This window comes from Rummeliibacillus pycnus (assembly GCF_002884495.1).
Classification (GTDB): Bacteria; Bacillota; Bacilli; order Bacillales_A; family Planococcaceae; genus Rummeliibacillus; species Rummeliibacillus pycnus.
Window position 1 is genome coordinate 350480 of the sequence record NZ_KZ614145.1, and the last position, 26237, is coordinate 376716.

A 26237-nucleotide genomic window follows, 5' to 3' on the forward strand; every position below is an offset into this window, starting at 1 on the left:
TATGAAGAAACCTGAATTACTTGTGACACCACAATCTGTTGAACACATTAAAGCACTTATCCAAGCAGGAGCAGATGCTTTTTTAATTGGTGAGCAACAGTTTGGTTTGCGTCTAGCAGGAGAATTCACAATTGAACAAGTAACAGAAGCTACAAAATTGATACATGATGCAGGGAAAAAAGTATATGTAGCAATGAATTCAATTTATCATAACGACCGTGTTGATGGCCTTGCTCCATATATGCGAAAATTAGCGGAAATTGGCGTCGATGCAATTGTCTTTGGCGACCCTGCAGTCATTATCGCAAAACGTGAGGCTGGAATAGAGATCCCATTACATTGGAATCCAGAAACAATTGCAACTAACTGGTTCCAAGCAAATTACTGGGGTAAACGTGGAGCTACTCGTGCTGTACTTGCACGTGAACTAAGCATGGAAGAAATTGTTGAGATTAAAGAAAATGCTGAAGTGGAAATCCAAGTGCAAGTACATGGTATGACTTGTATGTTCCAATCGAAGCGTCCACTGCTCGGACATTACTTCATGTATGAAGGAAAAGCAATGGAAGTAGAAAATCGTAAAGAGGCACGTAATATGTTCTTATATGATAAAGAACGTAATAGCAGATATCCAATTTATGAAGATTTAAATGGTACACATATCTATAGTCCAAATGATATGTGCATTATTGACGAATTAGATGAATTATTCGAAGCTGAAATCGATGCTTTCAAAATTGAAGGCGTTTTACAAGCTGAAGATTATGTTGTGACAGTTACTGAATGTTATCGCAAAGCAATTGATGCATATGCAGATTCACCAGATGCTTATTTTGATCTTAAAGAAGAATTATTAGCGAAGATTGAAGAGATTCAACCAGAACTTCGACCACTCGATACTGGCTTCTTCTTCAAAGAAACGGTTTACTAGAAAGGAGGAGACCACATGACATTATTACAAAATGATCATATTAGTGAAATTCGCGATGGAAAGAGGGTCATCATCAAAAAACCGGAGCTATTAGCACCAGCAGGAAACTTAGAAAAATTGAAAATTGCGGTGCATTATGGAGCTGATGCTGTATTTATTGGTGGACAAGAGTTTGGCCTTCGTTCCAATGCAGGGAACTTCTCCATTGAAGAAATTCATGAAGGTGTAGAATTTGCTAAAAAATACGGAGCAAGAATATATGTAACAACAAATATCTTTGCTCATAATGAAAACATGGATGGACTTGAAGAGTATTTATGTGCTCTTGAGAATGCAGGTGCAGCAGGGATTATAGTAGCTGATCCATTGATTATTGAAACCTGTAAACAAGTAGCACCTAAACTTGAAATTCACTTAAGTACACAACAATCTCTTTCTAACTGGAAAGCTGTCCAATATTGGAAAGAAGAAGGTTTACAACGTGTTGTGCTTGCTCGTGAAACAGGTGCTGAAGAAATCAAATTAATGAAAGAAAAAGTTGATATTGAAATTGAGTCATTTGTTCATGGCGCAATGTGTATTGCTTATTCTGGACGTTGTGTGCTATCTAACCACATGACAGCTCGTGATTCGAACCGTGGTGGTTGCTGTCAATCATGTCGTTGGGATTATGATTTATATGCAGTAGAAGATGAGGAAGAAAAACCATTATTCGATGCAGATGATGATGCCTTTGCGATGAGTCCAAAAGACTTGAAATTAATCGAATCAATTCCAAAAATTATCGAATTAGGTATCGATTCATTAAAGGTTGAAGGACGTATGAAATCCATTCACTATATCGCAACAGTTGTTAGCGTTTATCGAAAAGTAATTGATGCTTATTGTGCTGATCCAGACAACTTCAAGATAAAACGTGAGTGGCTAGAAGAACTAGATAAATGTGCTAACCGTGAAACAGCCTCTTCATACTTCGAAGGACAACCAGGATACGAACAACAAATGTTTGGTATTCATGGTAAGCAAACAACATATGACTTCGTTGGTATGGTATTAGAATACGACGAAGATAGTAAGATGGTGACATTACAACAACGTAATTACTTCAAACCGGGTGATGAAGTAGAATTCTTCGGTCCTGAAATTGAAAACTTTACAGTTATTATTGACGAAGTGTGGGATGAAGATGGAGTTTCACTAGATGCTGCACGACACCCATTACAAATTGTTCGCTTCAAATGTGAACAAAAACTATATCCGCATAATATGATGCGCAAGGAGATGCGATAATTGGGAAATAAACGTCCAGTTGTGATTGGTATTGCTGGAGGTTCTGGTTCAGGTAAAACAAGCGTTACCCATGCCATCCATGATGTTTTTAAAGACCATTCAGTAGTCGTAATCGAACAAGATTACTATTATAAAGATCAAAGTCATTTGGAGTTTGAACAACGTTTAGAAACAAACTACGATCATCCAGATGCATTTGATACAGATTTACTAATTGAAGATGTTAAGCATTTACTTAATCGTCAACCGATTGAAAAACCTGTCTATGACTATGCACTTCATACACGTTCAAAAGAAACAATTCATATAGATCCACAAGATGTAATTATTCTTGAAGGAATTCTTGTATTAAGTGATCCACGTCTTCGTGATTTAATGGACATAAAATTATTTGTCGATACTGATGCTGATTTACGTATTATTCGTCGTATTTTAAGGGATATTAATGAACGAGGACGCTCAATGGATTCTGTTATTGAGCAATATCTATCCGTTGTCCGACCAATGCATAATCAATTTATAGAACCAACAAAACGCTATGCTGATATTATTATTCCTGAAGGTGGACAAAATGAAGTAGCTATTGATTTGATGGTTACAAAAATAAAAACAATCCTTGAAACTGATAGTATTGTGTAATATCATGGTAATTGATTAGCAAATATACTTTTTGAAACTATGTCGCATTCTTTATGAAGTTGTGACATAGTATTTTTATTAAGTTAGGTAATGTTTAACTTTTACTATTGTAGAGAAGTAGCGATACTCCTGCCGAAAAAATAGCCAAGCGAGATCTTCAATTGTACTGGTATGGCTAAGAAGTTTGTATGATTCGTCAGAAAGGAAGCGGATTTTTTACAAAAAGTATAAAGAACAGAACCTTTTAAGTAAGATGTAACTTAAGGAGTGAACACTATTGTCAACAGAAAAACAATATCCAATGACTGCTGCAGGTAAGCAAAAATTGGAAGAAGAATTAGAATACTTAATTTCTACAAAACGTAAAGAAGTCGTAGAACGTATTAAGATTGCACGTGGTTTCGGTGACCTTTCCGAAAACTCTGAATACGATGCAGCAAAAGACGAACAAGGTTTCGTTGAAGGTCGTATTTCACTTCTTCAAACAATGATTCGTAATGCAATGATTATTGAAGAAGGCACAAGTGCTTCTGATGTTGTTACAATTGGTCGTACAGTAACTTTTAAAGAACTTCCTGATGAAGATGAAGAAACTTATACAATCGTAGGTTCTGCTGAAGCAGATCCATTTGAAGGTCGTATTTCAAACGATTCTCCAATTGCTAAAGGATTATTAGGCAATAAAGTTGGAGATAGAGTGAAAATTTCTACTCCCGGTGGAGATATGGATGTTGAAATTATTTCAATAAAATAACTATTCACTAGTAAGAAGCTCACCTATTTTAGGTGGGCTTTTTGTTTAGAATATTATCTATCAATCGGTCATATAAATGACATTAGTCGTGTTTTTGACAAGGGCTAGATGGCTTTTCCGATTGTATGTTATGATAATCTTACAGACGAGGATATAACCTTAATCCTGTTAGTTTATAAAGAGAAAGTTTAGGGGGGATACATATGGCTGAAATAGGACGTCGATATAACCCAAAAGATAAAAAGCCAAATAACACAGGAAAGCGCAAAATGGATAAAATTTTAAATGTGCTAATTGGTATTGTGGTCGTTCTTATACTTATTGTTGCTGGATTTATCGTTATTGGGGGCTCTAACAACAAAAAATCTGCAAATGATCACAAAGTCGAACAAAACGTAGACAATCAAGAGAAAGATCAAAATATAGTAGAAAAAGATTCGAAAGAAATAGAAAAAGAGAAGGCAAAAGAAGCTGAAAAAGCAAAAGCAGATTCAGAAATAGATAATCAGCAAAACCAAAATGATTCTACTTCTTTAACCAATCAAGATACTACGAATTCTAACGATCAAAATAGTACTACCGAATCGACTGATCCCAACAGTAATACTTCATCAACTGATATTTCTGCAAATGCCGATACTAACTATGGCGAAAGCAAAACTGCTTCTACTGAATCATCTAATGATCCAAATGTAGAAAAAGTAATTACTGACTCAAATTGGAAGCCAACAAAAACGGCTCAAAAAGACAGCGGCAGTACACATACTTCAAGTTACAATCAAAATTCTGTAGACTGGAAAGAAAAAATTACAACAATTGCAAATACTACAGGACTTGATGAAAAAGATATGATTGTATGGTATGTAAAAAATGGTGGTAGTCCTGATACTTCTATAGGTATTGTTTCATCGAAAGATAAAAAGAAAAATTTCCGTGTTACGTTGAAATGGGTATCAAATGAAGGCTGGCAACCAACAAAATTAGAAGTACTAAAATCATACAAGGGAGCATATTAATATGCTAAGACGGTTATCCGATTCTTGACGGATAGCCGTCTTTTGTTTATCTTGAGAATAGCGTCATAAAAGAGAGGAAGAATTATATGAAGATTGCCGTAATTGGTGCAATGGAAGAAGAAGTTGAACTATTAAGAAATACACTTGAAAATACTTCGACAAAAACTATTGCGAATAGTGAATATACAGAAGGTACATATGCAGGACATCATGTTATTTTACTAAAAAGTGGAATTGGTAAAGTGAATGCAGCAATGTCTACAACCATTTTACTCCATGAATATAAACCGGATGTTGTGATTAATACTGGGTCTGCAGGTGGATATGATCAGAATTTAGAAGTAGGTGCAATTGTCATTTCTGATGAAGTTCGTCATCATGATGTAGATGCAACAATCTTTGGCTATGAAATGGGACAAGTACCACAAATGCCAATAGCTTATAAATCAGACGAAAAATTAATGAAATTGGCTGAAGAGGCTGTAACAGAAATTGGCGAACACCAATACGCAGTTGGTTTAATAACAACTGGTGATTCATTTATGAATGACCCTGAACGAGTTGAGACAGTACGAGGATTTTTCCCTACAATGAAAGCTGTCGAAATGGAAGCGGCAGCAGTGGCACAGGTTTGTTATCAATTTGGCACACCTTTTGTTGTTATTCGTGCATTGTCTGATATTGCAGGTAAAGAATCAAATATTAGCTTTGATGAATTTTTACCAGTTGCAGCTAAGCACTCAACACAGATTGTATTAAAAGTGATTTCTAAATTATAGAGTTGTCATCATTTTGTCATACATTTGACAGTAGATGTTCAAAAAGGCTCAGTTTTAATATGTCTATAGAGTGATATGATAAAGGTAGTTAAGTTACTTCATTCTAAGGATGTTGGGAGGGGCTAATATGACATTCATGATGGTAGCTGCGGTAGCTATTACAGCTGTCTTAAGTCTAGTTATGGTATCCGAAGTTTCAACAAACTAAAAGTAATGCGCAATATGTAAGATTCATGTGATTGAGATTTAAATTTAGTATGAAATTTCATAATGTAAAATCTAAATACAATATCATCTAAGTTGAAGTGGAAATAGCGTAGAGCGCCCCCGGAAAGCGTAGCTAATTCCACTTCATTCAATAGCAGATATGTCGTATTTTTTATCAGAACTCTATTTTAAAATTGATTTAGGTTGTAAAGCAAAAGAAATAGTGGGAAACAAAAAAGAGTTACCCAAAACATTGGGTGACTCTTTTTTATGTTTTTTAGGATTTCTTTCGTTTAAAATGTTGATACAATTTTATTAGAGCTCTTTTTTCAATTCTACTTACGTAACTTCTAGAAATATTCATTTCTTGAGCAATCTCTTTTTGCGTTTTTGCGTCTTGTTGCCCAAGACCATAGCGTTGTTGTATGATGGATAATTCTCTTTCGTCAAGTAAATCTAGATGTTCATAAAGTCTTTGTTCTTCTTCGCGTCTTTCAATTTGTTGCTCAGTTGAAGGATCATCACTTTGGAGAAAGTCAGCAATTTCAAGAGGATTTCCATCTTTATCCGAGCCAATCGTTTCATAAAGTGATACATCCTTTTGTACTTTTTTCTGACTTCTCAAATGCATTAAGATTTCGTTTTCAATACAACGAGCAGCATAAGTCGCTAACCTTGTTTTTTTCTGTGGTGTAAAGCTTGCAACTGCCTTCATTAAACCAATGGTTCCAATAGAGATATAATCATCTAATTGTTCATGTTTCGGATGGAATTTCTTGACGACGTGAGCAACCAGCCGCATATTTCTTTCGATAAGCTCTAGTTTTGCCGATTCATCACCGTTTAAAAACCGCTCAAGACATTCTGCTTCTTCTTCCTTTGTAAAGGGCTGTGGGAATGATTGGCCTTTTAAATAGCCAAGAATGACAGGGAAATCAACCCAAAGTTGTAGGATGGCCGTTAAAAGGGTACTGATTGTCGTCATCCTTTCATGATTGTTAATAATACAACATATGATATGAATTCCCTTTTTACAACAAAAAATGACCTGCAAAGGCAGATCATTTGAAAATATTCTTTAAACTTTTTTTAATGAAAATGTACTAATCATAAGAATTGATAAGAGCGGGAATAAGAACATATAAAATGCTGCTGATACAATAGAGATGAAGAAGAAGGATACAGTTAAAATGGCACCCGCAGCCGTAATGGGTAAACCTGAGAAGTATCCATTAGATTCAGTAATATTAAATCGAGCAAGTCTAAATGCGCCACAGGCAATGTATAAAACAGTAACAATCATTCCGATTGTACCATAGTCTTTTAAAGTCATTTCATACATCAATAACGCAGGAGCTACACCAAATGATATAATATCACTCATGGAATCTAACTGCTTTCCTAACTCTGACTCTTGATTAAATTTCCGTGCTATTTTACCATCATAACGATCTAAAAAAGCGGCAATGAAAATAAACAAGACTGCATAGTTATATGATTCATTAATGGTGGACATGATTGATGCTCCACCGAATGAGATATTTCCGATTGTGATTAAGTTAGCTAAATGTGTTTTCATTTTTTTTATTGTGGTATCCACTTTATGAATAAGAAACAATGGACAGCACTCCTTTATTGTTCAGTATTTTAACATTATACTGCTTTTTGGGGGTAACTGTAAAACTTTTTAAAAATGAGGTATTAAATTTGATTAGACAAAAACTTTATCGATCAGTAGTAGAATTAACAAATGGGAGATGGTCATCCTTTCTATTACAGCATTTTACGACATCGAAAATAAGTAAAAAATTAATTTCTTCGTACATTAAGGTATACGGAATTAAACTAGATGAGGTTTCAGAAAAACGTGAATCCTTTCAAAATCTTCAAGAATTTTTTATTCGGCGACTAAGTGAAAACGCACGAAATATTGCCAAAGAGAAACAGGTATATACGAGTCCTGTTGATGCGAAAATAGAATCATTTGGTGATATTGAAAAAAATACAATTTTTTATGTCAAAGGAAAAACATATGACTTAAAGGATTTACTTGGAAAGGATGAAATAGTAAATCGTTATTTAAATGGAAAATATATTGTGTTTTATTTAAGCCCTGCTGATTATCACCGTTTTCATAGCCCAATTGATGCTACGGTGATTAGACAATATACTCTTGGTAAAAAATCATATCCAGTTAATAGCTTAGGCTTAACTTATGGTAACCAACCTATTTCAAAAAATTACCGACAAATTTCGGAGTTAGTTACTGAAAATGGATCACATTGTGCATTTATTAAAGTTGGTGCGATGTTTGTAAATTCAATTCATATCACAAATACATCCGATCATTGGCATAAAGGTGAAGAAGTTGGGTTTTTTGGGTTTGGTTCAACAGTTGTTTTGTTATTTAACGAAAACAGCATCGAATTTTTGGAGAATGTTGTACAAGGTACGCATATCCAGGTGGGTCAAGCCTTCGCACATATGTTATAATTTAAAAAGTTAGCTGTAGCACGTTAATCTAGAAGTATTATTAAGAATAGGGGAAGAAATTTGTATAAATTGATTATGCCGAAGGAATTTGTTATTTCAATTTTTGAGATAACACCGGAAAAGTTAAAGCAAATGGGCATCAAAGGGATTATTACAGATCTAGATAACACATTAGTTGAATGGGATCGAGCAGATGCAACAGAAGAACTAATCGAATGGTTCAAGAAAATGCATGATGCTGGAATTCAAATTGTTATTTTGTCTAACAATAAAGAACCTCGTGTCAAAAAATTTGCTGATCCACTAGGGATTCCTTATATATTTAAAGCTCAAAAACCACTTACTAGAGGATTTAAAAGAGCACTTGAGCTACTTGACATGAAACCTGAAGAAGTGCTGATGCTAGGCGATCAAATGTTAACGGATATGATGGGTGCAAATCGAAGTAAATTGCACACCATATTAGTAAAGCCTGTTGCACAATCAGATGGTTTTATAACACGATTTAATCGTTTTATTGAGCGACGTGTTTATAAATATTTAAGTAAAAAAGGTATTAAAACTTGGGAGGAAAAATAATGAACGAAATGCCACAATGTATCGGCTGTGGTACAAAAATCCAGACAGAAGACAAAAATGCACCAGGATATGCACCTGCATCCTCATTAGAAAAAGAAGAGGTCATTTGCCAACGTTGCTTCCGTTTGAAAAACTACAATGAACTTCAACCAGTATCATTAACAGATGATGATTTCCTACGTATTTTAAATGGTCTAGGAAAAAATAAAGGGTTAATTGTGAAAATTGTAGATATTTTTGACTTTAATGGTAGTTGGTTGCCAGGTTTACATCGTTTTGTTGGGAACAATCAGGTTCTACTAATTGCCAATAAAGCTGACTTACTTCCTAAATCTGTAAAAAAACAAAAAGTAATCAATTGGTTAAAACGCGAAGCGAAAGCATTAGGTCTTAAACCAATTGATGTATTACTTGTCAGTGCCCATAAAGGAAAAGGCATGGAAGAAGCTATGCAAGCAATCGACGAATACCGTAGAGGACAGGACGTTTATGTTGTTGGATGTACAAATGTTGGAAAATCAACGTTTATTAATCGTATTATCAAACAAGCTACAGGTGCAGGAGATATTATTACAACATCCTACTTCCCCGGTACAACTCTTGATATGATTGGGATTCCTTTAGATGATGGTCATGCAATTTATGATACTCCTGGAATCATAAATCATCATCAAATGGCACATTATTTAGATCCATCTGAATTGAAATATATTATGCCTAAAAAAGAAATCAAACCAAAAGTATTCCAACTAAATGCTGAACAAACATTGTTTATCGGTGCTTTAGCTCGTTTTGATTTTATACAAGGAATGAGATCAGCATTTACAGTTCATATTGCAAATGATTTGAATATTCACCGTACAAAATTAGATAATGCAGATGAATTATATGCAAATCATAAAGGCGAATTACTTTCTCCACCATCTGAAAAGTATATTAATCAACTACCAAAATTAGTACGACATGAATTTTCGATTAAAGAAGCAAAAACAGATATCGTATTTTCTGGTCTTGGATGGATTACGATTCAAAATCCAAATGTAGTAGTTGCAGCATATGCCCCAGAGGGTGTAGAAGTTCAAGTTCGACCTTCTTTAATCTAAGGGGGATTTGATTTGAGAAAATGGTACGCAGTTATTGGTGATCCAATAGAGCATTCAATGTCACCACTTATGCACAATGCATGGATGACACAAGAAAATCGAGATGCTAGTTATATTCCAATTCATGTTTTACCAGAGAATTTAGAACAGTCTGTTGCATCATTGAAAACACTTGGTTGTAGTGGTTGGAATATTACGATTCCACACAAAGAGAAAATTATTCCATATTTAGATGAGCTAGATGAATCAGCTCGCAAAATGGGCGCAGTCAATACGGTTGTAAGACAACAAGATGGATCATATAAAGGATATAATACAGACGGTTTAGGCTTTGTCCGTTCGTTGGAAGAAGTTATAGGTAATGGTCATCGACATAAACATGTATTAATAATAGGGGCTGGTGGAGCTGCTCGAGGAATTGCCTTTGCACTTGTTGCAACAGGCTATACACATATTACGATTACTAACCGCACTGTTTCAAAGGCAAAAGCGATATGTGATGAACTAGACGTTGAAGCAATAGCTTTATCATTGAATGAGGCTGAGGAACAACTAAATCAGTTTGACATTCTTATTCAAACAACATCAGCGGGTTTAAATCATAGTGACTTTGCATTGCCGTTTTCAATGAATCGATTAGCAAGCACTGCAATTGTTGCAGATATTGTGTATAATCCTTTAATGACACCATTTTTAAATGAGGCAAAGAAAAAAGGGGCGACTGTCATCACCGGACTAGGCATGTTCATCCATCAAGGTGCATTAGCTTATAGTTACTGGACAGGGACGTATCCGGAAGCAGAAGTCGTAAAAGACTTATTGCTTGAGCAATTAGGAGGAAATTTATTACATGTTAACAGGTAAACAAAAACGTTTTTTACGTGCTGAAGCACATCATTTACAACCAATATTCCAAGTAGGGAAAGGTGGAGTAAATGAAGAAATGCTTGTGCAAATTAAACAGGCATTAGAAGTACGTGAATTATTAAAAGTACGCATTTTAGACAATTGTGAAGAAGATAAACATGATGTAGCTGAACAATTAGCAGAAGGGACAAATTCAGAACTTGTTCAACTAATCGGTTTAACAGTTGTTTTATATAAACAAGCATCAAAACGTGAACATCGTAAAATTGAATTACCAAAAGTGAAATAAGGATTTGATTAAATGAAAAAAGTAGGTCTTCTAGGTGGTACATTTAATCCTCCACATATGGCACATCTCTTGATGGCGAATGAGGCATATGATGTATTAGGATTAGATGAAGTACGTTTTATGCCGAATGCAGTTCCTCCACATAAAGTGAAGCCAGAGGATGCTTCAGCAAAAGACAGATTGCATATGACAGAACTAGCTATTCAGTCGATCCCTTATTTTAAAATAGAACCGTATGAAATTGAGCGTGGAGGAGTATCTTATTCATATGATACTTTACGAGGGTTAACTTCTCTCGAGCCTGATACACAGTTCTATTTCATTATTGGTGGCGATATGATTGATATGCTAGATGAATGGTATCATATACAAGAGCTTACAGAGTTAGTCCGATTTGTTGGTGTTCATCGACCTGGCACTGCAGGCGTGACAAAACTCCCAGTACAGCTTATAGAAGCACCACTTATGGATCTATCTTCTACGATGATTCGCAAACGATTAAAAGAAGGACGAACTGTGACATTTTTAGTGCCGACAGCCGTTGAACAGTATATACGAGAGGAAGGTTTATATGGAACGCGATGAATTATTATTATCGATGAAAGACCGTATGCCTGAAAAGCGTTATATCCATACAATTGGTGTGACGGATACAGCCATAAAACTTGCAAAACGGTTTGGAGAGGATCCTAAAAAAGCAGAAATAGCAGCTATTTTGCATGATTCATGTAAATATGCAGACCGTGACTGGATGAGACGAATAATCATTGAACAACAAATGGATCCAACATTGCTTCAATATCATCATGAACTATGGCATGGTCCTGTAGGTGCTTATGTGGCTAAAACAGACTTTCATGTAACAGATGAGGATGTATTAAATGCGATTCGTTACCATACTACAGGACGAGTAGGTCAAAGTAATTTGGAAAAAATCGTGTATATAGCGGATATGATTGAACCAAATCGGAAATTTTCTGGGGTAGATGAACTGCGAAAAGCATCCGAAGAATTACAATTACATGATTTGATGATTAAATGTATAGCGCATTCTATATCATTTCTAATGAGTAAACATCAACCAGTGTTCCCTGATTCATTTGAATGCTATAACGATTTATTGTTGCAAAAGAAAGGACAAGTGAAAGAATGACAAATACACTATTAGATATCGCTTTTAAAGCAGCAGACGACAAACGTGCAGAAGATATTGTCGTACTTAATATGCAAGGAATCTCATTGTTAGCAGATTATTTCCTGATTTGCCATGGTAATTCAGATCGTCAAACACAGGCAATTGCTCGTGAAATTGCAGACGCAGCTCATAAGGCTGGCTATGAAGTTAAACGAATAGAAGGATTTGATTCTGCTCGCTGGATTCTAGTTGACCTTGGAGATGTAGTTTGTCATGTCTTCCATAAGGATGAACGCCAATATTATAATTTAGAACGTTTATGGGGCGATGCACCCGAAAAATTCATAGCTGTGGATGCTGAATGAGTAGCTACGGTCGATTTGCAGAAGTATATGACGCATTAATGACTGATATACCATATGATCAATATATCCAATGGGTAGCAAAATTTGCACCCTCTACAGAATATAAAAAGCTATTAGATATTGGATGCGGTACAGGTACAATGGCTGCTGGTTTTGTAAAGTTAGGTTATGAAGTTAGTGGTCTGGATTTATCAGAGGAAATGCTCGCAATCGCAGCAGAGCGTCTAATGGTAGAAGGGATAAATGTGCCATTATACTGTATGTCAATGGATGAGCTAGCTGGATTTGTAAATCTTGATGTTGTGACAATTCCCATCGATTCAATTAATTATTTGCAAAATCAAGAGGAAGTACAAGAAACATTGTCTAGAATTTATCAATCATTGAGATCTGGTGGACAGTTATTTTTTGATGCGCATTCTTTATATAAAATGGATGAAATCTTTATGGATTCACCATTTACATATGATGATGGAGAGGTCACCTATTTATGGATGACAGAAGCTGGTGAAGCACCTCATTCTGTTCATCATGAGATGCTGTTTTATGTTCAACAGAAAAATCGTTTATTTGAACGTTTTGAAGAATATCATTATCAAAGAACATATGATATAGACACTTATATAAAAATGCTTCAACAAGCAGGTTTTAGTGAAATAACTGTAACAGCAGATTTTGTAGAAGAGGCACCGACTGAAGAATCTGAAAGAATTTTCTTCCGTGCTAAAAAATAGCTTTTCAAATATTGGAAAATACTTTATATTGGAATTAGCTTCGTATAAACGGTCTTCTGAAAAGAAAGGATGTGCGAGCTAATTCCTTCTTTTTTGAAGAAAAATGGCAAAAAGTATGGCATCCCCATTGCAATACTTATTTTTTGTATTAATTTTTTTTATTTCTCCAAACAATCGTCCAAACCCCCACAGGACGAGCTTTTCTCTACAATTCAAACAGACAAACAATCTAATATGGAAGAGGCAAACGCAAAAGTCGAATCTCAGCCAAAAGATACAGCCGAACAAGAAGTTATTGCAATGACTTCTATTATAGTAGATGTAAAGGGAGCGGTTAAAAACCCTGGAGTCTACAAATTGAATGCAGATAGTCGTGTTATTGATGCAATTCTTCTCGCAGGAGGCTATGCCAAGAATGCTCAATCGCGTCAAATTAATCATGCACAAAAATTGCAAGATGAAATGGTCATCTATGTTCCACAAAAAGGCGAAGAAGTAGAAGAAATTCTAGCGGTCGCATCGTCTCAAGAAACATCATCCGTACCGACTACTCAAGGTGGAGTTACGGATACAGCAAAATCAGATTTAGTTAATCTTAATACTGCAGACGAATCTATTCTTACAACCCTTAACGGAGTGGGACCAGCTAAAGCAAAAGCAATTATTGCCTATCGGACAGAAAACGGATCTTTTAAATCTATTGAAGACTTAAAAAATGTAACAGGGATTGGTGATAAAACATTTGAATCTTTAAAAGATTCAATAACAGTTCAGTAAAATGAATTGATAATTAATTATATTGACTGTTGAAAAAGATGAAGTCTATAACTAAACTGAAAGAAGAGATCTATTCAGGAGGCATTTATATGGAGCGTATTACTTGGAACCAATTTTTCATGGCGCAAAGCCATTTACTAGCATTGAGAAGTACTTGTACAAGACTATCAGTAGGTGCAACAATTGTTCGTGACAAACGTATTATTGCTGGGGGATACAATGGTTCAATTTCTGGTGATGATCACTGTATTGATAAGGGCTGTTATGTAGTCGATAACCATTGTGTTCGTACTGTACATGCGGAAGTAAATGCATTGTTACAATGTGCAAAATATGGTACACCAACAAATGGTGCAGATTTATATGTGACACATTTCCCGTGCTTACCTTGTACAAAATCGATAATTCAAGCAGGTATCAAAAACTTGTATTATGCTACAGACTACAAGAATAATCCATACGCAATTGAATTATTAGAACAGGCAGGAGTTCATGTTGTACATGTTCCATTTGATGAACGTAAAATTGACTTTTTAAGTAACGAGAAGATTGCACTTTATGTAGATTTATTGGCTAAACTTCGTGAACATGGTGTTACACCTGAAGAATTGGAACCATATGAACAGAAGGTGGAAGAATTATTCGGTCTATCAACATTAGACATAAAATAATTTACTTTGCTCTTGTTATTTTAATGGCTACACTTGCCGCACATTTAAATTTGTGGTTACTTGGCCTATTAATCCCTTTTAATCTTTTTTTATGGTGGAAAAAAGAATCGTATTGGATGATTGCAGCTCTTGTAATCATCTCTTTTCCTACCGTCTTCTATACCTCACAAATTCTACAGCATAGAGAACAACCTATTCCTAAAGAAACCATTTTAACATGGACAGATGACTATACAATCAACGGAACAAAGTTAAGAGGATTTGCAAAGCTTGAAAATGGCTCAAAAGTATACGCGGTCTTAACATTTCAATCACAGAAGGAAAAAGAGAAGTACGAACAAGTTTCTTTAAGTGGTGTAATATTTCATGTAAAAGGAGAATTAGTAAAACCTACCTTGCCAGCTCATCAATATGCATTTTCAATGGAAAATTATATTACAAGTCATGGTGCTCAAGGTATCTATGAAATTGACCAGACATCTTATGTAAATAGAGAACATTCAATTGCTGCTCGTTTAGCACAGCAACGTTTTACGGTTAAAAAACATATTGAAAATACTTTTCCTAAAAGTCTTGTTGCTGAAGCACAAGCATTAATAATAGGAGAACAAGAAAATGTCGATCAAGACTTAAATAGGGCTTATCAAAAACTAGGTATAACTCATTTATTTGCCATTTCAGGGCTTCATGTGGCACTTGTATCGATTTTAATCTATGAATTGTTTTTAAGGCTTCATATAAGGCGAGAACATGCAACTTTCATAATTATGATGGCATTGCCAATCTATGCTTGTATTGCTGGAGGGGCCCCCTCTGTTTGGCGTTCTGTACTTGTTGTAGAGATGGTAATGTTGAGTAAACTATGGTCATCAAAATTATCAATAGATGATGCATTGGCATTGAGTTTCATCGGATTGGTTTTATATCAACCTAGTATTATCTTTCAAATTGGATTTCAGCTTTCTTATCTAGCAACCGTTGCTCTTATATATTCAGGGACAATTTTACAATCAACATCAAATACTATACTGCAATCCCTTTATATAACAACTGTTTGTCAACTGCTAGTATATCCTCTTCTAATCTATCACTTTTTTGAAGTAAGTCTGTCATCATTTTTGGCCAATATCATTTTTGTGCCTCTTTTTTCATTTATCATACTACCGATTAATATTGTTTTATTCATTTTGACTTTACTTTTTCAGCCAATCGCACAATTATTGTTCTTTGTATATGAACCTTTTCGAGTACTTATTACAAAGGTGATTATGTGGTTGCAAACAATTCCTTATCAAATGTGGGTCACTGGAAGGCCAAGTGTCATCATATGTTCTATAGCATTTATTGGAGTTTTAGTGGCATTTGTCTGTTTTGAGAAAAAACAATATAAGAGGGCAATATGTTGTATCTTAATGCCAGCGATTGTCATTCATATTGCACCTAGTTTTCATAGGGATGTACGTATTACATTTTTAAATGTAGGACAAGGGGATAGTATTATCATTGAGTCACCATATCGCAAAAATGTTTACGTAGTTGATACAGGGGGTCTTTTGCGTTTTAATCAGGACCAATGGAAACAATCCAAACATGAGTATGAGGTTGGTCGGCGTATTGTTGTGCCTTACCTAAAAGGAAGAGGTATTCGAGTAGTCAATAAACTGATGTTAACACATGCGGATGCTGATCATATAGAAGGTGCAGAAGAAGTATTGGAAGAAATCCAAGTTAAAGAAATTCATATTTCTCCAAACTCATGGGAGAAGTCTGTTATGTATGACTTGATAGAACTTGTAAAAAAAGAAAGGATTCCTTTCAAAGAGAAAATGGCAGGTGAGAAGTGGCGAGAAGGGGATGTCTATTTTGAATATCTATCACCAATAGACACTCACTATGAAGGAAACAACGATTCACTAGTTCTTCTGTTTAAGTATGGTTCTTTTAAATTACTTCTAACGGGTGATTTAGAAGAGGAAGGGGAATTACGACTAGTAAAAAACAATGCACGCTCTCTTGAGCATCTAACCATATTAAAAGCTGGACATCATGGGAGTAAGACATCGAGTTCAGAACCATTTTTAAAGACAACAAAACCTCTACTGACCATATTTTCTACAGGGCTTAACAATCGATATGGTCATCCCAATAAAGAAATTGTTGAACGGTATAACAATTTGAAATTACCCACACTGAATACTGCAGAAGTAGGGTCAATCGAGGTAACTGTAACAAAGAATCAGTGGGATATTATTACCACTTTACAATTAATAGAAATGAAAAAAGCTTTGTCCAATTGACAAAGCTTTTTTGGAGTAGACGCTTACAGGTTAACGTAATCAATTACAGTTGCGATAATGAACATAAGTGCGAAGAATAAAAATGATACGCCGAAGCCTACACCTGAATCAAGAGCATCATTTCTTTTGCTTTGTACATCTTTTTCAAATGGATTCATGAATATCCCTCCTAATTCGTATTAATTATACGGTAACACATACAAAAAAGCTATATTGAATGGAAATTTTAAGACATTAAACAGTTTTTGACACAATTTATCCATACTCGCGGATTATAAAAAATGAATGTATACTAGAACTAGTCAAGTGCTAGGAGGACTAAAATGTTTTCAAAATTATGGAATGATATTCAAAAAGGAATAATTGCTCCAGTTTATTTGTTAGCTGGACTTGAATCCTATTTTATAGATGAAACTATTCGTCGTATAAAAACAAAGCTGGAGGAAGATGGGGAAATTGAGACGATGACGATTGATCTTGATGAAAAACCTGTAGATTTTGTCATTGATGAATCTGACACAATTCCATTCTTCTCTAGTAAAAAATTAATTATTGCTAAAAATGCCTCTTTTTTAAAGGCTACAGACAAAACAAAAGAAAAGATTAATCATGATTTAACAAGGCTTGCGAAATGGCTTGAATTCCCTTCGGATACATCTGTTACAATTTTTATTGCACCATATGAAAAACTCGATGAACGAAAAAAAGTTACGAAACAAATGAAAGAACATGCTGTATATATGCTAGCAGAGACACCAAAAGAACAGGATTTATACGTATGGGTGCAAAATGAGGTGTCAGCTCAAGGAAAGGCAATTAATGATGAAGCCACATCCAAACTCATCGAAATGGTTGGGATGGATATGTTACATTTACGATCAGAAATTGAAAAGTTGTGTTTGTACCTTGGAGAAGATACGAATATTACGGTATCTTTAGTAGAGGAACTAGTTGCTAAAACATTGGAACAAGATGCATTTAAAATGCTTAATGCATATATGCGACATGATGTATCTGAAGCATTATCAATTTATCATGATTTGATACGGCAAAAGCAAGAACCTATTATGCTCGTGGCATTGTTAGCATCGCAAATTCGTTTAATGTCTAATGTCTATTATTTACTAACAAAAGGATATCATCCTCAACAAATTTCAAAGCAACTAAAAGTAAATCCTTATCGTGTCAAAAGAATTGTGGAGGATCGTCGTAAAGTATCGGATGATTCTTTGCTAAAGGCATTGTATGGGCTAAGTGAAGTAGATTTGCAATTAAAATCGATGGGTGGCAGACGAGAACGGTTTTTGGAATTGTTTTTGATGAAACCTTTATAGGAGTTACATAACATGATTTTGGTATCCCTTCCGCAATGCTTCTGGGAGTCTCAAGCTTACGCTATTTTAACAGGAGTCACCAACTGAAACGTAGATCAACCAATGATAATATTTAAGGGAAATTGCTCTTTCTCATAAAAGTGGGGAAGAGCAATTTTTTACTTATGATTATTTTATAATACAAAATTTAAAAACAAAACTAGATTTGAGAGATTCATGAATAGTAAAAGTAAATATGCATTGGAAAATCCTTCAATTTTGTACACAAAAAAAGACTAGAGAAATTCTCTAGTCTTTTTGAATCCAAAATGGATTAAGCTTTTTTCATTAAACGAGCTTTTTGACGAGAAGCTGCGTTTTTGTGGATTAAGCCTTTAGAAGCTGCTTTATCTAATGATTTAACAGCAACACTTAAAAGTTCTTTTGCGTTTTCATCTTTTGCAACTAGTGCAGTTTCAGCTTTTTTCACAGCAGTACGCATAGCAGATTTAACTTGTGCGTTTTGTGCGTTTGCAGAAGCGTTAGTTTTCACGCGTTTGATTGCAGATTTAATGTTTGGCATTAAAGTTCACCTCCTAGAAAGGATCGAGATGAGGAAATTCTCAACTGTTTCATGTGTCTATACAACAAGCATCATTATAGCAAAATCCTAATAGAAAAATCAAGGGTGAAATGCAAAGAATATTTACTTGACACAATGTACACACTAGGAATGAGGTGAGATTATGGAAAATTTCCAATGGTCAACAACAGACCTAGTAGATGAAACTGAAGCATATATTAAACATAAAACAGAAGAAGAACGTGCAACATTAAGAGAATCTAATGGTATCGACATACAAGAAAGTTGGGAGGAAATTGTTAAAGTAACACAAGTAACAGTTTCTAAAGAAGGTGAAGAGCATATTGGTAAAAAAGAAGGGATTTATGTAACTTTATCAGTCCCATCATTAGAAGCTTACGATCAAGAAGGTCTTGAGATTTTTGAAGAAAATATTATTAAGATTCTTCAAAATTTACATTCCAAAGATCAACTAAAAAAAGTCCTCATTATTGGTCTTGGAAATCGTACGATTACACCAGATGCAATTGGACCGTTGACAGTTGAGCAGTTGCATAATCAAGATATTATGATTCAAGAAAATTGCATTATTTATGCCCCTGGTGTCACAGCACAAACTGGATATGAGACAAGTGAATTTGTCAAAGCACTCGCAGAAAATATTAAACCTTCTTTAATTGTCATTATTGATGCATTAGCAACGAATTCTAGTGATAGATTATGTAAAACAGTCCAAATTACGAATACTGGAATTCAACCAGGCGCAGGTGTTGGAAACGCGAGAAAAGAAATTTCTGAAGAAACGATGGGATGCCCAGTTACTGCAATAGGGTTACCGACAGTAGTGGATGGTCCTGTGTTAATAACAGATGCTGTTGAATCTTTATTTAAATATATCTCAGCAAAAATATCAGAAGAAAAGAGACCTTCATCAGCCTTATCGGTTTCATCTTACAATGTGGATGAAAATACCAAAGTTTTAACAGATGCATTATTGCCGATTTTTGGGGAATGGGTGAAGTGGGAAAAAGATGAACGCCTTCAACTTTTCCAAGAGGTATTAACCGGACAACAACGACTTTTTGTTACGCCAAAAAATATTGATGATTGGGTTTCTGCTTACGTTAACATGCTTGCTAGAGTATGTACAAAGTGGTTGAGTGTAGCTTAGAAGTTCTAAATATGTTCCCTTCTCCATAAAGTAACAGGAGGAGGGATATAGGATGCAAAGACGGCAACGAAGATGGAAATTTATTGTATTATTCTTAGCAATCTTTTTTTCACTACCTATTATTGCAGCGAAAATCCCGCTTTGGGCTGAAGAGAAACCAATCCTTGAAACGTCAAAGCAGGATACCAAAATTGTCTATGCAGCAAACAAAACAATCGCGACAAATGTATCAGAGCAAAAAAATTCGAATTCTTTTAAAACCTTGCTTTATTTCACACACTCACATGAAGCATATGCACCTATGTTAAAAAAACGACAGCAAGCCATCACAGTATATAACGACTCAACAAATGTCCAATCATTAGGTGATCTGTTTGTTAATCACTTCAAGCAAAATCATATTGATGCGGATGTTTTGAATGTCGATACGATGAAGGTAATGAAACAACAAAAAATGGCATTTTATCAGGCTTATGATGCAGTCCGTCCCTATGTAAAGAAACAGATTGATAAAGAAGGTTATGATTTAATCATGGATATTCATAGAGATTCTGCAGGAAGGAAAACGACTACAACAACTTACAAGGGAATGTCTTATGCTCGAATGGCACTTGTCATTGGTGGTAAAAACAAACAATATCAAGCAAATGAAGCATACGCTGAACAGTTATCAAAGAAGTTAAATAGTCTAGTTCCAGGAATCTCAAGGGGAGTTATGAAAAAGACGGGTGAAGGTGTTAATGGCATATACAACCAAGATTTATCAAAGCAAATAATTTTAATTGAACTTGGTGGTATTGATAATAACGAAGAAGAATTAAATCGTTCAATTGCAATTTTAGCAAGAGCGATTGAAGAAGCATTTGTTGAACCAGCATCATCCTAACATTGCAATATACTGCGAATCACTGCTATAATTCTAGTAGTTTATATAGGAGTGGAACGCATGAACCGAGAAGAATTGATCAAACGTCAAGAACATATACGAAATTTCTCTATTATCGCTCACATTGACCACGGTAAATCAACACTAGCTGACCGTATTTTAGAGAAAACACATGCATTAACTGCACGTGAAATGAAAGAACAACTTCTAGACTCCATGGATCTAGAAAGAGAACGTGGAATTACGATCAAACTAAATGCAGTACAATTACATTACACGGCTAAAGACGGAGAAACATATATTTTTCATTTAATCGATACTCCAGGACATGTCGATTTCACATATGAAGTTTCAAGAAGCTTAGCTGCTTGTGAAGGTGCAATTTTAGTTGTTGACGCAGCGCAAGGGATTGAGGCACAAACCTTAGCAAACGTATACCTTGCTTTAGATAATGACTTAGAAATTTTACCAGTCATCAACAAAATTGACCTTCCTTCAGCTGACCCAGAACGTGTTCGTGGAGAAATTGAAGATGTAATTGGCTTGGATGCTTCAGAAGCTGTTTTAGCTTCAGCAAAAGCAGGAATTGGTATTGAAGATATTCTAGAGCAAATTGTAGAAAAAGTACCTGCGCCAGTAGGTGATCCTGAAGCTCCACTACAAGCGCTAATCTTTGACTCTGTTTATGATGCTTATCGTGGTGTTATTACTTCTATTCGAATTGTTGAAGGTACTGTGAAACCTGGGGATAAAATTCGAATGATGGCAACAGGAGCAGAATTTGAAGTGATCGAAGTAGGTGTACATACACCGAAAATTACGCCCACTGATTATTTGACAGTAGGTGATGTAGGGTATTTAACAGCATCTATCAAAAATGTTGGAGATACTCGTGTAGGGGATACGATTACATTTGCTCATAATCCTGCACCTGAAGCGTTACCGGGTTATCGTAAGTTAAATCCAATGGTATATTGCGGTTTATACCCAATTGATACAGCAAGATACAATGACTTACGCGAAGCACTTGAAAAACTTGAACTAAATGACTCTGCATTGCAATATGAGCCAGAGACATCACAAGCTCTTGGTTTTGGTTTCCGATGTGGGTTCTTAGGTTTACTTCATATGGAAATTATTCAAGAACGTATTGAACGTGAATTCAATATTGACTTAATTACGACTGCACCAAGTGTTATCTATCATGTACACATGACAGATGGTGAAGAAGTAAGAGTGGACAACCCATCTATGATGCCTGAGCCTCAAAAAATAGATCGTATTGAGGAACCGTATGTAAAAGCAAATATTATGGTGCCGAATGATTATGTTGGAGCCGTAATGGAAATTTGCCAACGTAAACGTGGTAACTTTTTAACAATGGACTATATTGATACGACTCGTGTTAATATTTTTTATGAAATTCCACTTTCAGAAATTGTCTACGACTTTTTTGACCAACTAAAGTCAAGCACAAAAGGATATGCGTCATTTGACTATGAACTAATTGGATACAAACCATCGAAACTCGTTAAGATGGATATTCTGTTAAACGCAGAGCAAGTGGATGCATTAAGCTTTATCGTACACAAAGACTTTGCTTATGAACGCGGTAAGGTAATTGTTGAAAAACTAAAAGAATTAATCCCACGTCAACAATTTGAAGTACCTGTACAAGCTGCTATAGGTCAAAAGATTGTTGCACGTTCTACCATCAAAGCAATGCGCAAAAACGTCCTTGCAAAATGTTATGGTGGGGATATCTCTCGTAAACGTAAACTTCTTGAAAAACAAAAAGAAGGTAAAAAACGAATGAAACAAGTAGGTTCTGTTGAGGTGCCACAAGAAGCGTTCATGGCGGTATTGAAAATGGATGACGATCAATCGAAGAAATAAAATTTCTATGAAAGAAGAGCTGAATGGCTCTTCTTTTTCTTTTGGACAAAATCTAGACGAATATGGGTTTTATAGGTACAATAGCATTACACATTGTTTATATTAGTTCTAACATATTAGTGATTTATAATTATCTATAGTATTTTTTATATCGTTATTTTGTCGAAAATTGTAGAAATATTAATAAAAAAGTATAATTTGTTTGCTATTTTAGTTTTTAATGATTAAAATAGCATTTATTAATTTATAAAGGAGTGATAGTGTGTTTTTTAAAGAGGACATTGAATGCTTAGAACGATTGATGAAATCGATCGAAGATAAGCTTGGTGCTTTTGATGGCCATATCACTCATATGCAAAATAAATTAGAGGAACTAAAAGAGAAAAAAATTCAATTTAAAAATGCTATATAGGAGTAAAAAAGGAAGCGCTTTTTTAAAGCACTTCCTTTTTATTTATATCTTCTAAATATGAATCCAGATTTTTAAAAAGAATAGATAGTTAGCTTGGCGCGGTAGGACTTTCTATAAAGAACAACTAATGCAAAGTCTTTTACTAGAAAAATGCAATACTCAATTGTAACAATTTTTCCATAAATAAACACTTTATCTACTGTAATATCAATTTCAAATATGAAATAATAAATATGGAGGCGATACCATGAAAAATCTTGAAAAAATTAAAAATACGCATCATTGTTTTAATTGTGGGCATGAATTTGAATGGAAAGCTGTTTATTTTAATCCACCAATTACACTGCATACAGCAAATGTGGCGCGAGAAATGGAAGGTAATGTAGCAAAACTTATATTTACAGCTAACGGTATAATGGAAGTTGAAGTAGCATGTGATAAATGTTTTAATGTAAATCGGTTTACATATTCGAAATAATAATATCCAGAGCCGTATGCCAAAAGCATATGGTTTTTTTGTAGACGAAGGTTTAATACCTATCCATTCTTTTAGTATATCTGTAGAATACTAAAAGAACCGATATCTACTTTTAATGATTGTAGAATTTAGCGTATGTTTAACAATAAAATAATTCATGACAGTTTGATAATAGACTGAAATACATTAAACTATATCTAATGTATATGAATTGATCCGGCATTAACGGTCAGTAAGATTCCATCCCATGATTAAGAGAGAAGAAAGCAAAGAAGAAAGAAGGTTATAGATTGGCTAGAGGTATTTATCTCCATATTCCGTTTTGTCATCAGATCTGCAACTATTGCGACTTCAACAAAGTATTTTTTAAAAATCAGCCAGTCGATGAGTATATAGAATCCTTAGGTGAAGAAATGCGCTTATGGAGTAAAGATCATGATTTTAAAAAAATTGAAACCATTTTTTTAGGTGGCGGTACACCAACATCATTATCACCTAAACAATTGAATAGACTACTAGAGTTGATACGTAAGTATATACCTCTAGAACATGTCACAGAATTTACATCAGAAGCAAATCCAGATGAATTAACAAAAGAGAAGTTGAAGGTACTACATGATGGAGGTGTCAATCGTTTAAGCTTGGGGGTACAAGCATTTCAAGAAGAATTATTAAAAAAACTTGGTCGAACCCATTCAAATGAACATGTTTTCAAAACGATCGAAGATGCTAAGAAAATCGGATTTGAGAATATTAGTATTGACTTAATGTATGGATTGCCAGGTCAAACGATGCAACAATGGAAGAGAACGCTAGAAATTGCATTTTCACTGCAACTTCCACATTATTCTGCGTATTCTTTAATTGTTGAACCAAAAACGATTTTCTATAATTTAATGGCAAAAAGAAAACTCCGATTACCAGGAGAAGATCTAGAAGCAGAAATGTATGACCTTCTGATGCAACAAATGGAACAACAGGGTCTTCATCAATATGAAATCAGTAATTTTAGTAAAAAAGGGTATTCATCAATTCACAATCAAATCTATTGGGATAATGATGAATATGCAGGGTTTGGTGCAGGTGCACATGGTTATATTAATGGTGTAAGATATTCAAATCATGGCCCATTAAAAAAATATATGGCATCCATATCAAATGGGGAAAAGCCAATTCATGAAACACATATCGAAACGAAACAAGAAAAAATGGAAGAAGAACTCTTTTTAGGTTTACGGAAAACAGCAGGAGTAAGTAAAAAACATTTCTTTGAAAAATTTAACTGTTCTATAGAAAGTATTTATGAAAAACAATTACAAGATCTCCAACAAAAAGGGTTGATAGAGATTGGCAATGATTTTATAAAACTATCTAGGAATGGGCGGTTTGTAGGAAATGAGGTATTTGAAGAATTTTTACTATAAACCTGTGCATTTCCGTTGACATCATTATATAGAGGTGTTAAATTAATAATTGTATTAGCACTCCTCGATGGTGAGTGCTAACAACGAGAGGTGATGATCATGCTAACAAATCGACAGTTGCAAATATTGCAAGTAATTATAGATGACTTTATAGCGACAGCACAACCTGTTGGATCTCGCCAAATCGCAAAGAAGGAAGGCATGACCTTTAGTGCAGCCACTATACGAAATGAAATGGCTGATTTAGAGGAGCTAGGTTTTTTAGAGAAAACACATACTTCTTCTGGACGAGTTCCTTCGGAAAAAGGCTATAGATTTTACGTTGATCATTTGTTAAAGCCTCAAGTTATTACTACTCAAGATATCAAAACCATCCAATCCTTATTCCAAGATCGGATGCTGGAAACGGAACAGGTTATTCGTAAATCTGCTGATATTCTATCAGATTTGACGACTTACACTTCCATTATTTTGGGTCCAGATGTTCAGCTTCATAAGGTAAAGCAATTTTCAATTGTTCCTTTGACAGCTGACTCAGCCGTGGCTATTATCGTAACGGATAATGGTCATGTTGAAAACCGCCTAATCTCGGTTCCGAAAAGTTATTCCCCGTCGGATATTGAGAAAGTCGTTAACATATTAAATGAGCGACTTGTCGGTGTTCCGCTTGAGCAGCTTCAATATAAGCTTGAGCAAGAGGCGGCGGCAGTGATTAAACAGCATTTAGGCACTTATGATGGCTTGCTATCGTCAATCTTTGATATTAACAAATATCAAGGTGAAGGTAAAATATACTACGGTGGAAAGACGAAGATGCTCAATCAACCAGAATTCCATGACTTAAATAAAGTCCGAATGCTAATGGAATTAATGGAGAAAACGAGTCAAATACAATCGATTTTCCCATTAAATGAAACCGGTATTCATATCCGAATAGGCTCAGAGAACCACCATTTAGCTATGGAAGATTGTAGTGTTATTACTGCGTCTTATTCGGTTGGTGAAGAGCTAAAAGGATCTATTGCTATCATCGGTCCTACTCGTATGGATTATAAACGAGTAGTTTCAATTCTAGATTTTATGAGCAGTGGTTTATCAAGCCAATTTAAAAGAAAAATCTAGTAAGATCGACATTAGAGGAGGATGAC

General features: G+C 34.9%; 30 protein-coding genes. 26 read left to right on the plus strand and 4 right to left on the minus strand.

Going from position 1 to position 26237, the window contains the following annotated elements; translation table 11 throughout:
* Position 1: 1 nt before the first annotated feature.
* The 6 genes from CEF14_RS01735 (at position 2) to mtnN (ending at position 5409) form a co-directional block, all read left to right on the plus strand.
* The gene (locus tag CEF14_RS01735; RefSeq protein WP_102691250.1) at positions 2-931 is read left to right on the plus strand and encodes a peptidase U32 family protein; all 930 of its coding nucleotides are present in this window, start codon (positions 2-4) and stop codon (positions 929-931) included.
* A gap of 15 nt (positions 932-946) precedes the next feature.
* Positions 947-2221: a peptidase U32 family protein gene (locus CEF14_RS01740; protein WP_102691251.1), complete on the plus strand. Its 1275-nt coding sequence runs from the start codon at positions 947-949 to the stop codon at positions 2219-2221.
* On the plus strand, positions 2222-2860 hold the full coding sequence (gene udk, locus CEF14_RS01745; RefSeq protein ID WP_102691252.1) for a uridine kinase: 639 nt from the start codon (positions 2222-2224) through the stop codon (positions 2858-2860).
* Between the two features lie 277 nt (positions 2861-3137).
* Entirely contained in the window at positions 3138-3614 is a 477-nt protein-coding gene (greA, locus tag CEF14_RS01750) for a transcription elongation factor GreA (RefSeq protein WP_102691253.1), read from the plus strand.
* Positions 3615-3817: 203 nt separating this feature from the next.
* The gene (locus tag CEF14_RS01755) at positions 3818-4630 is read left to right on the plus strand and encodes a YrrS family protein (protein WP_102691254.1); all 813 of its coding nucleotides are present in this window, start codon (positions 3818-3820) and stop codon (positions 4628-4630) included.
* Between the two features lie 86 nt (positions 4631-4716).
* On the plus strand, positions 4717-5409 hold the full coding sequence (gene mtnN / locus CEF14_RS01760) for a 5'-methylthioadenosine/S-adenosylhomocysteine nucleosidase (RefSeq protein WP_102691255.1): 693 nt from the start codon (positions 4717-4719) through the stop codon (positions 5407-5409).
* Positions 5410-5893: 484 nt separating this feature from the next.
* Here mtnN and sigK read toward each other — a convergent pair whose 3' ends face one another.
* Positions 5894-6592: an RNA polymerase sporulation sigma factor SigK gene (gene sigK / locus CEF14_RS01765; RefSeq protein WP_102694258.1), complete on the minus strand. Its 699-nt coding sequence runs from the start codon at positions 6590-6592 to the stop codon at positions 5894-5896.
* Positions 6593-6694: 102 nt separating this feature from the next.
* On the minus strand, positions 6695-7234 hold the full coding sequence (pssA, locus tag CEF14_RS01770) for a CDP-diacylglycerol--serine O-phosphatidyltransferase (RefSeq protein ID WP_102691256.1): 540 nt from the start codon (positions 7232-7234) through the stop codon (positions 6695-6697).
* 92 nt (positions 7235-7326) lie between these two features.
* Here pssA and CEF14_RS01775 point away from each other — a divergent pair, with 92 nt between their 5' ends.
* The 12 genes from CEF14_RS01775 to CEF14_RS01830 all read left to right on the plus strand — a co-directional run bounded on the left by CEF14_RS01775 (position 7327) and on the right by CEF14_RS01830 (position 16926).
* On the plus strand, positions 7327-8109 hold the full coding sequence (locus CEF14_RS01775) for a phosphatidylserine decarboxylase (protein WP_102694259.1): 783 nt from the start codon (positions 7327-7329) through the stop codon (positions 8107-8109).
* Between the two features lie 75 nt (positions 8110-8184).
* Positions 8185-8688, plus strand: a complete 504-nt coding sequence (locus tag CEF14_RS01780) for a YqeG family HAD IIIA-type phosphatase (RefSeq protein WP_211284646.1) — start codon at positions 8185-8187, stop codon at positions 8686-8688.
* Positions 8688-9791 carry a ribosome biogenesis GTPase YqeH gene (gene yqeH / locus CEF14_RS01785; RefSeq protein WP_102691258.1) on the plus strand — a complete coding sequence of 368 codons (1104 nt, stop codon included), beginning with the start codon at positions 8688-8690 and terminating at the stop codon, positions 9789-9791. The genes CEF14_RS01780 and yqeH overlap by 1 nt, the downstream gene beginning before the upstream one ends.
* Positions 9792-9803: 12 nt before the next feature.
* On the plus strand, positions 9804-10655 hold the full coding sequence (gene aroE, locus CEF14_RS01790) for a shikimate dehydrogenase (RefSeq protein ID WP_102691259.1): 852 nt from the start codon (positions 9804-9806) through the stop codon (positions 10653-10655).
* A complete protein-coding gene (yhbY, locus tag CEF14_RS01795; protein ID WP_102691260.1) occupies positions 10642-10947 on the plus strand; it encodes a ribosome assembly RNA-binding protein YhbY in 306 nt (101 codons plus the stop codon). The genes aroE and yhbY overlap by 14 nt, the downstream gene beginning before the upstream one ends.
* 12 nt (positions 10948-10959) lie before the next feature.
* Complete coding sequence (locus CEF14_RS01800; protein ID WP_102691261.1) at positions 10960-11532, plus strand: nicotinate-nucleotide adenylyltransferase; 573 nt, start codon at positions 10960-10962, stop codon at positions 11530-11532.
* Positions 11519-12100: a bis(5'-nucleosyl)-tetraphosphatase (symmetrical) YqeK gene (gene yqeK / locus CEF14_RS01805; RefSeq protein WP_102691262.1), complete on the plus strand. Its 582-nt coding sequence runs from the start codon at positions 11519-11521 to the stop codon at positions 12098-12100. The genes CEF14_RS01800 and yqeK overlap by 14 nt, the downstream gene beginning before the upstream one ends.
* Entirely contained in the window at positions 12097-12447 is a 351-nt protein-coding gene (gene rsfS, locus CEF14_RS01810) for a ribosome silencing factor (RefSeq protein WP_102691263.1), read from the plus strand. Before yqeK ends, rsfS begins: the two co-directional genes overlap by 4 nt.
* Positions 12444-13181: a class I SAM-dependent DNA methyltransferase gene (locus CEF14_RS01815; protein WP_102691264.1), complete on the plus strand. Its 738-nt coding sequence runs from the start codon at positions 12444-12446 to the stop codon at positions 13179-13181. The genes rsfS and CEF14_RS01815 overlap by 4 nt, the downstream gene beginning before the upstream one ends.
* A 234-nt stretch (positions 13182-13415) precedes the next feature.
* The gene (locus CEF14_RS01820) at positions 13416-13958 is read left to right on the plus strand and encodes a helix-hairpin-helix domain-containing protein (protein ID WP_245890026.1); all 543 of its coding nucleotides are present in this window, start codon (positions 13416-13418) and stop codon (positions 13956-13958) included.
* Positions 13959-14047: 89 nt separating this feature from the next.
* Positions 14048-14629, plus strand: a complete 582-nt coding sequence (locus tag CEF14_RS01825) for a ComE operon protein 2 (protein WP_102691266.1) — start codon at positions 14048-14050, stop codon at positions 14627-14629.
* A 23-nt stretch (positions 14630-14652) separates the two neighbouring features.
* Positions 14653-16926: a DNA internalization-related competence protein ComEC/Rec2 gene (locus CEF14_RS01830; RefSeq protein ID WP_102691267.1), complete on the plus strand. Its 2274-nt coding sequence runs from the start codon at positions 14653-14655 to the stop codon at positions 16924-16926.
* A gap of 23 nt (positions 16927-16949) precedes the next feature.
* Here the strand turns inward: CEF14_RS01830 and CEF14_RS01835 are convergent, their stop codons facing one another.
* Complete coding sequence (locus tag CEF14_RS01835) at positions 16950-17084, minus strand: YqzM family protein (RefSeq protein WP_102691268.1); 135 nt, start codon at positions 17082-17084, stop codon at positions 16950-16952.
* A 165-nt stretch (positions 17085-17249) separates the two neighbouring features.
* Here CEF14_RS01835 and holA point away from each other — a divergent pair, with 165 nt between their 5' ends.
* Positions 17250-18260 (plus strand): DNA polymerase III subunit delta, encoded by a 1011-nt coding sequence (holA, locus tag CEF14_RS01840; RefSeq protein WP_102691269.1) that lies wholly within the window; start codon positions 17250-17252, stop codon positions 18258-18260.
* Between the two features lie 313 nt (positions 18261-18573).
* Here holA and rpsT read toward each other — a convergent pair whose 3' ends face one another.
* Positions 18574-18822 carry a 30S ribosomal protein S20 gene (rpsT, locus tag CEF14_RS01845; protein WP_102691270.1) on the minus strand — a complete coding sequence of 83 codons (249 nt, stop codon included), beginning with the start codon at positions 18820-18822 and terminating at the stop codon, positions 18574-18576.
* Between the two features lie 163 nt (positions 18823-18985).
* Between rpsT and gpr the strand changes: the two genes are divergently transcribed.
* From gpr to hrcA, 7 genes are all read left to right on the plus strand, one after another.
* Complete coding sequence (gene gpr / locus CEF14_RS01850) at positions 18986-19993, plus strand: GPR endopeptidase (protein ID WP_102691271.1); 1008 nt, start codon at positions 18986-18988, stop codon at positions 19991-19993.
* A gap of 52 nt (positions 19994-20045) precedes the next feature.
* Positions 20046-20879 (plus strand): stage II sporulation protein P, encoded by an 834-nt coding sequence (gene spoIIP, locus CEF14_RS01855; protein WP_102691272.1) that lies wholly within the window; start codon positions 20046-20048, stop codon positions 20877-20879.
* Between the two features lie 60 nt (positions 20880-20939).
* Positions 20940-22775, plus strand: a complete 1836-nt coding sequence (lepA, locus tag CEF14_RS01860) for a translation elongation factor 4 (RefSeq protein WP_102691273.1) — start codon at positions 20940-20942, stop codon at positions 22773-22775.
* 262 nt (positions 22776-23037) lie between these two features.
* The gene (locus tag CEF14_RS18855) at positions 23038-23187 is read left to right on the plus strand and encodes a hypothetical protein (protein WP_170061401.1); all 150 of its coding nucleotides are present in this window, start codon (positions 23038-23040) and stop codon (positions 23185-23187) included.
* Between the two features lie 247 nt (positions 23188-23434).
* On the plus strand, positions 23435-23665 hold the full coding sequence (locus CEF14_RS01865) for a hypothetical protein (protein WP_102691274.1): 231 nt from the start codon (positions 23435-23437) through the stop codon (positions 23663-23665).
* Between the two features lie 290 nt (positions 23666-23955).
* The gene (hemW, locus tag CEF14_RS01870) at positions 23956-25089 is read left to right on the plus strand and encodes a radical SAM family heme chaperone HemW (RefSeq protein ID WP_102691275.1); all 1134 of its coding nucleotides are present in this window, start codon (positions 23956-23958) and stop codon (positions 25087-25089) included.
* Between the two features lie 99 nt (positions 25090-25188).
* The gene (gene hrcA, locus CEF14_RS01875) at positions 25189-26211 is read left to right on the plus strand and encodes a heat-inducible transcriptional repressor HrcA (RefSeq protein WP_102691276.1); all 1023 of its coding nucleotides are present in this window, start codon (positions 25189-25191) and stop codon (positions 26209-26211) included.
* Positions 26212-26237: the final 26 nt, after the last annotated feature.

Bases quoted from the DNA above. Each gene is read 5' to 3' on its own strand.
- CEF14_RS01735 (WP_102691250.1), top strand. From the start codon at position 2: ATGAAGAAACCTGAATTACTTGTGACACCACAATCTGTTGAACACATT.
- CEF14_RS01740 (WP_102691251.1), top strand. From the start codon at position 947: ATGACATTATTACAAAATGATCATATTAGTGAAATTCGCGATGGAAAG.
- CEF14_RS01755 (WP_102691254.1), top strand. From the start codon at position 3,818: ATGGCTGAAATAGGACGTCGATATAACCCAAAAGATAAAAAGCCAAAT.
- mtnN (WP_102691255.1), top strand. From the start codon at position 4,717: ATGAAGATTGCCGTAATTGGTGCAATGGAAGAAGAAGTTGAACTATTA.
- CEF14_RS01780 (WP_211284646.1), top strand. From the start codon at position 8,185: ATGCCGAAGGAATTTGTTATTTCAATTTTTGAGATAACACCGGAAAAG.
- yqeH (WP_102691258.1), top strand. From the start codon at position 8,688: ATGAACGAAATGCCACAATGTATCGGCTGTGGTACAAAAATCCAGACA.
- yhbY (WP_102691260.1), top strand. From the start codon at position 10,642: ATGTTAACAGGTAAACAAAAACGTTTTTTACGTGCTGAAGCACATCAT.
- CEF14_RS01800 (WP_102691261.1), top strand. From the start codon at position 10,960: ATGAAAAAAGTAGGTCTTCTAGGTGGTACATTTAATCCTCCACATATG.
- yqeK (WP_102691262.1), top strand. From the start codon at position 11,519: ATGGAACGCGATGAATTATTATTATCGATGAAAGACCGTATGCCTGAA.
- rsfS (WP_102691263.1), top strand. From the start codon at position 12,097: ATGACAAATACACTATTAGATATCGCTTTTAAAGCAGCAGACGACAAA.
- CEF14_RS01815 (WP_102691264.1), top strand. From the start codon at position 12,444: ATGAGTAGCTACGGTCGATTTGCAGAAGTATATGACGCATTAATGACT.
- CEF14_RS01820 (WP_245890026.1), top strand. From the start codon at position 13,416: ATGGAAGAGGCAAACGCAAAAGTCGAATCTCAGCCAAAAGATACAGCC.
- CEF14_RS01825 (WP_102691266.1), top strand. From the start codon at position 14,048: ATGGAGCGTATTACTTGGAACCAATTTTTCATGGCGCAAAGCCATTTA.
- CEF14_RS01830 (WP_102691267.1), top strand. From the start codon at position 14,653: ATGGCTACACTTGCCGCACATTTAAATTTGTGGTTACTTGGCCTATTA.
- CEF14_RS01835 (WP_102691268.1), bottom strand. From the start codon at position 17,084: ATGAATCCATTTGAAAAAGATGTACAAAGCAAAAGAAATGATGCTCTT.
- holA (WP_102691269.1), top strand. From the start codon at position 17,250: ATGTTTTCAAAATTATGGAATGATATTCAAAAAGGAATAATTGCTCCA.
- rpsT (WP_102691270.1), bottom strand. From the start codon at position 18,822: ATGCCAAACATTAAATCTGCAATCAAACGCGTGAAAACTAACGCTTCT.
- gpr (WP_102691271.1), top strand. From the start codon at position 18,986: ATGGAAAATTTCCAATGGTCAACAACAGACCTAGTAGATGAAACTGAA.
- spoIIP (WP_102691272.1), top strand. From the start codon at position 20,046: ATGCAAAGACGGCAACGAAGATGGAAATTTATTGTATTATTCTTAGCA.
- lepA (WP_102691273.1), top strand. From the start codon at position 20,940: ATGAACCGAGAAGAATTGATCAAACGTCAAGAACATATACGAAATTTC.
- CEF14_RS01865 (WP_102691274.1), top strand. From the start codon at position 23,435: ATGAAAAATCTTGAAAAAATTAAAAATACGCATCATTGTTTTAATTGT.
- hrcA (WP_102691276.1), top strand. From the start codon at position 25,189: ATGCTAACAAATCGACAGTTGCAAATATTGCAAGTAATTATAGATGAC.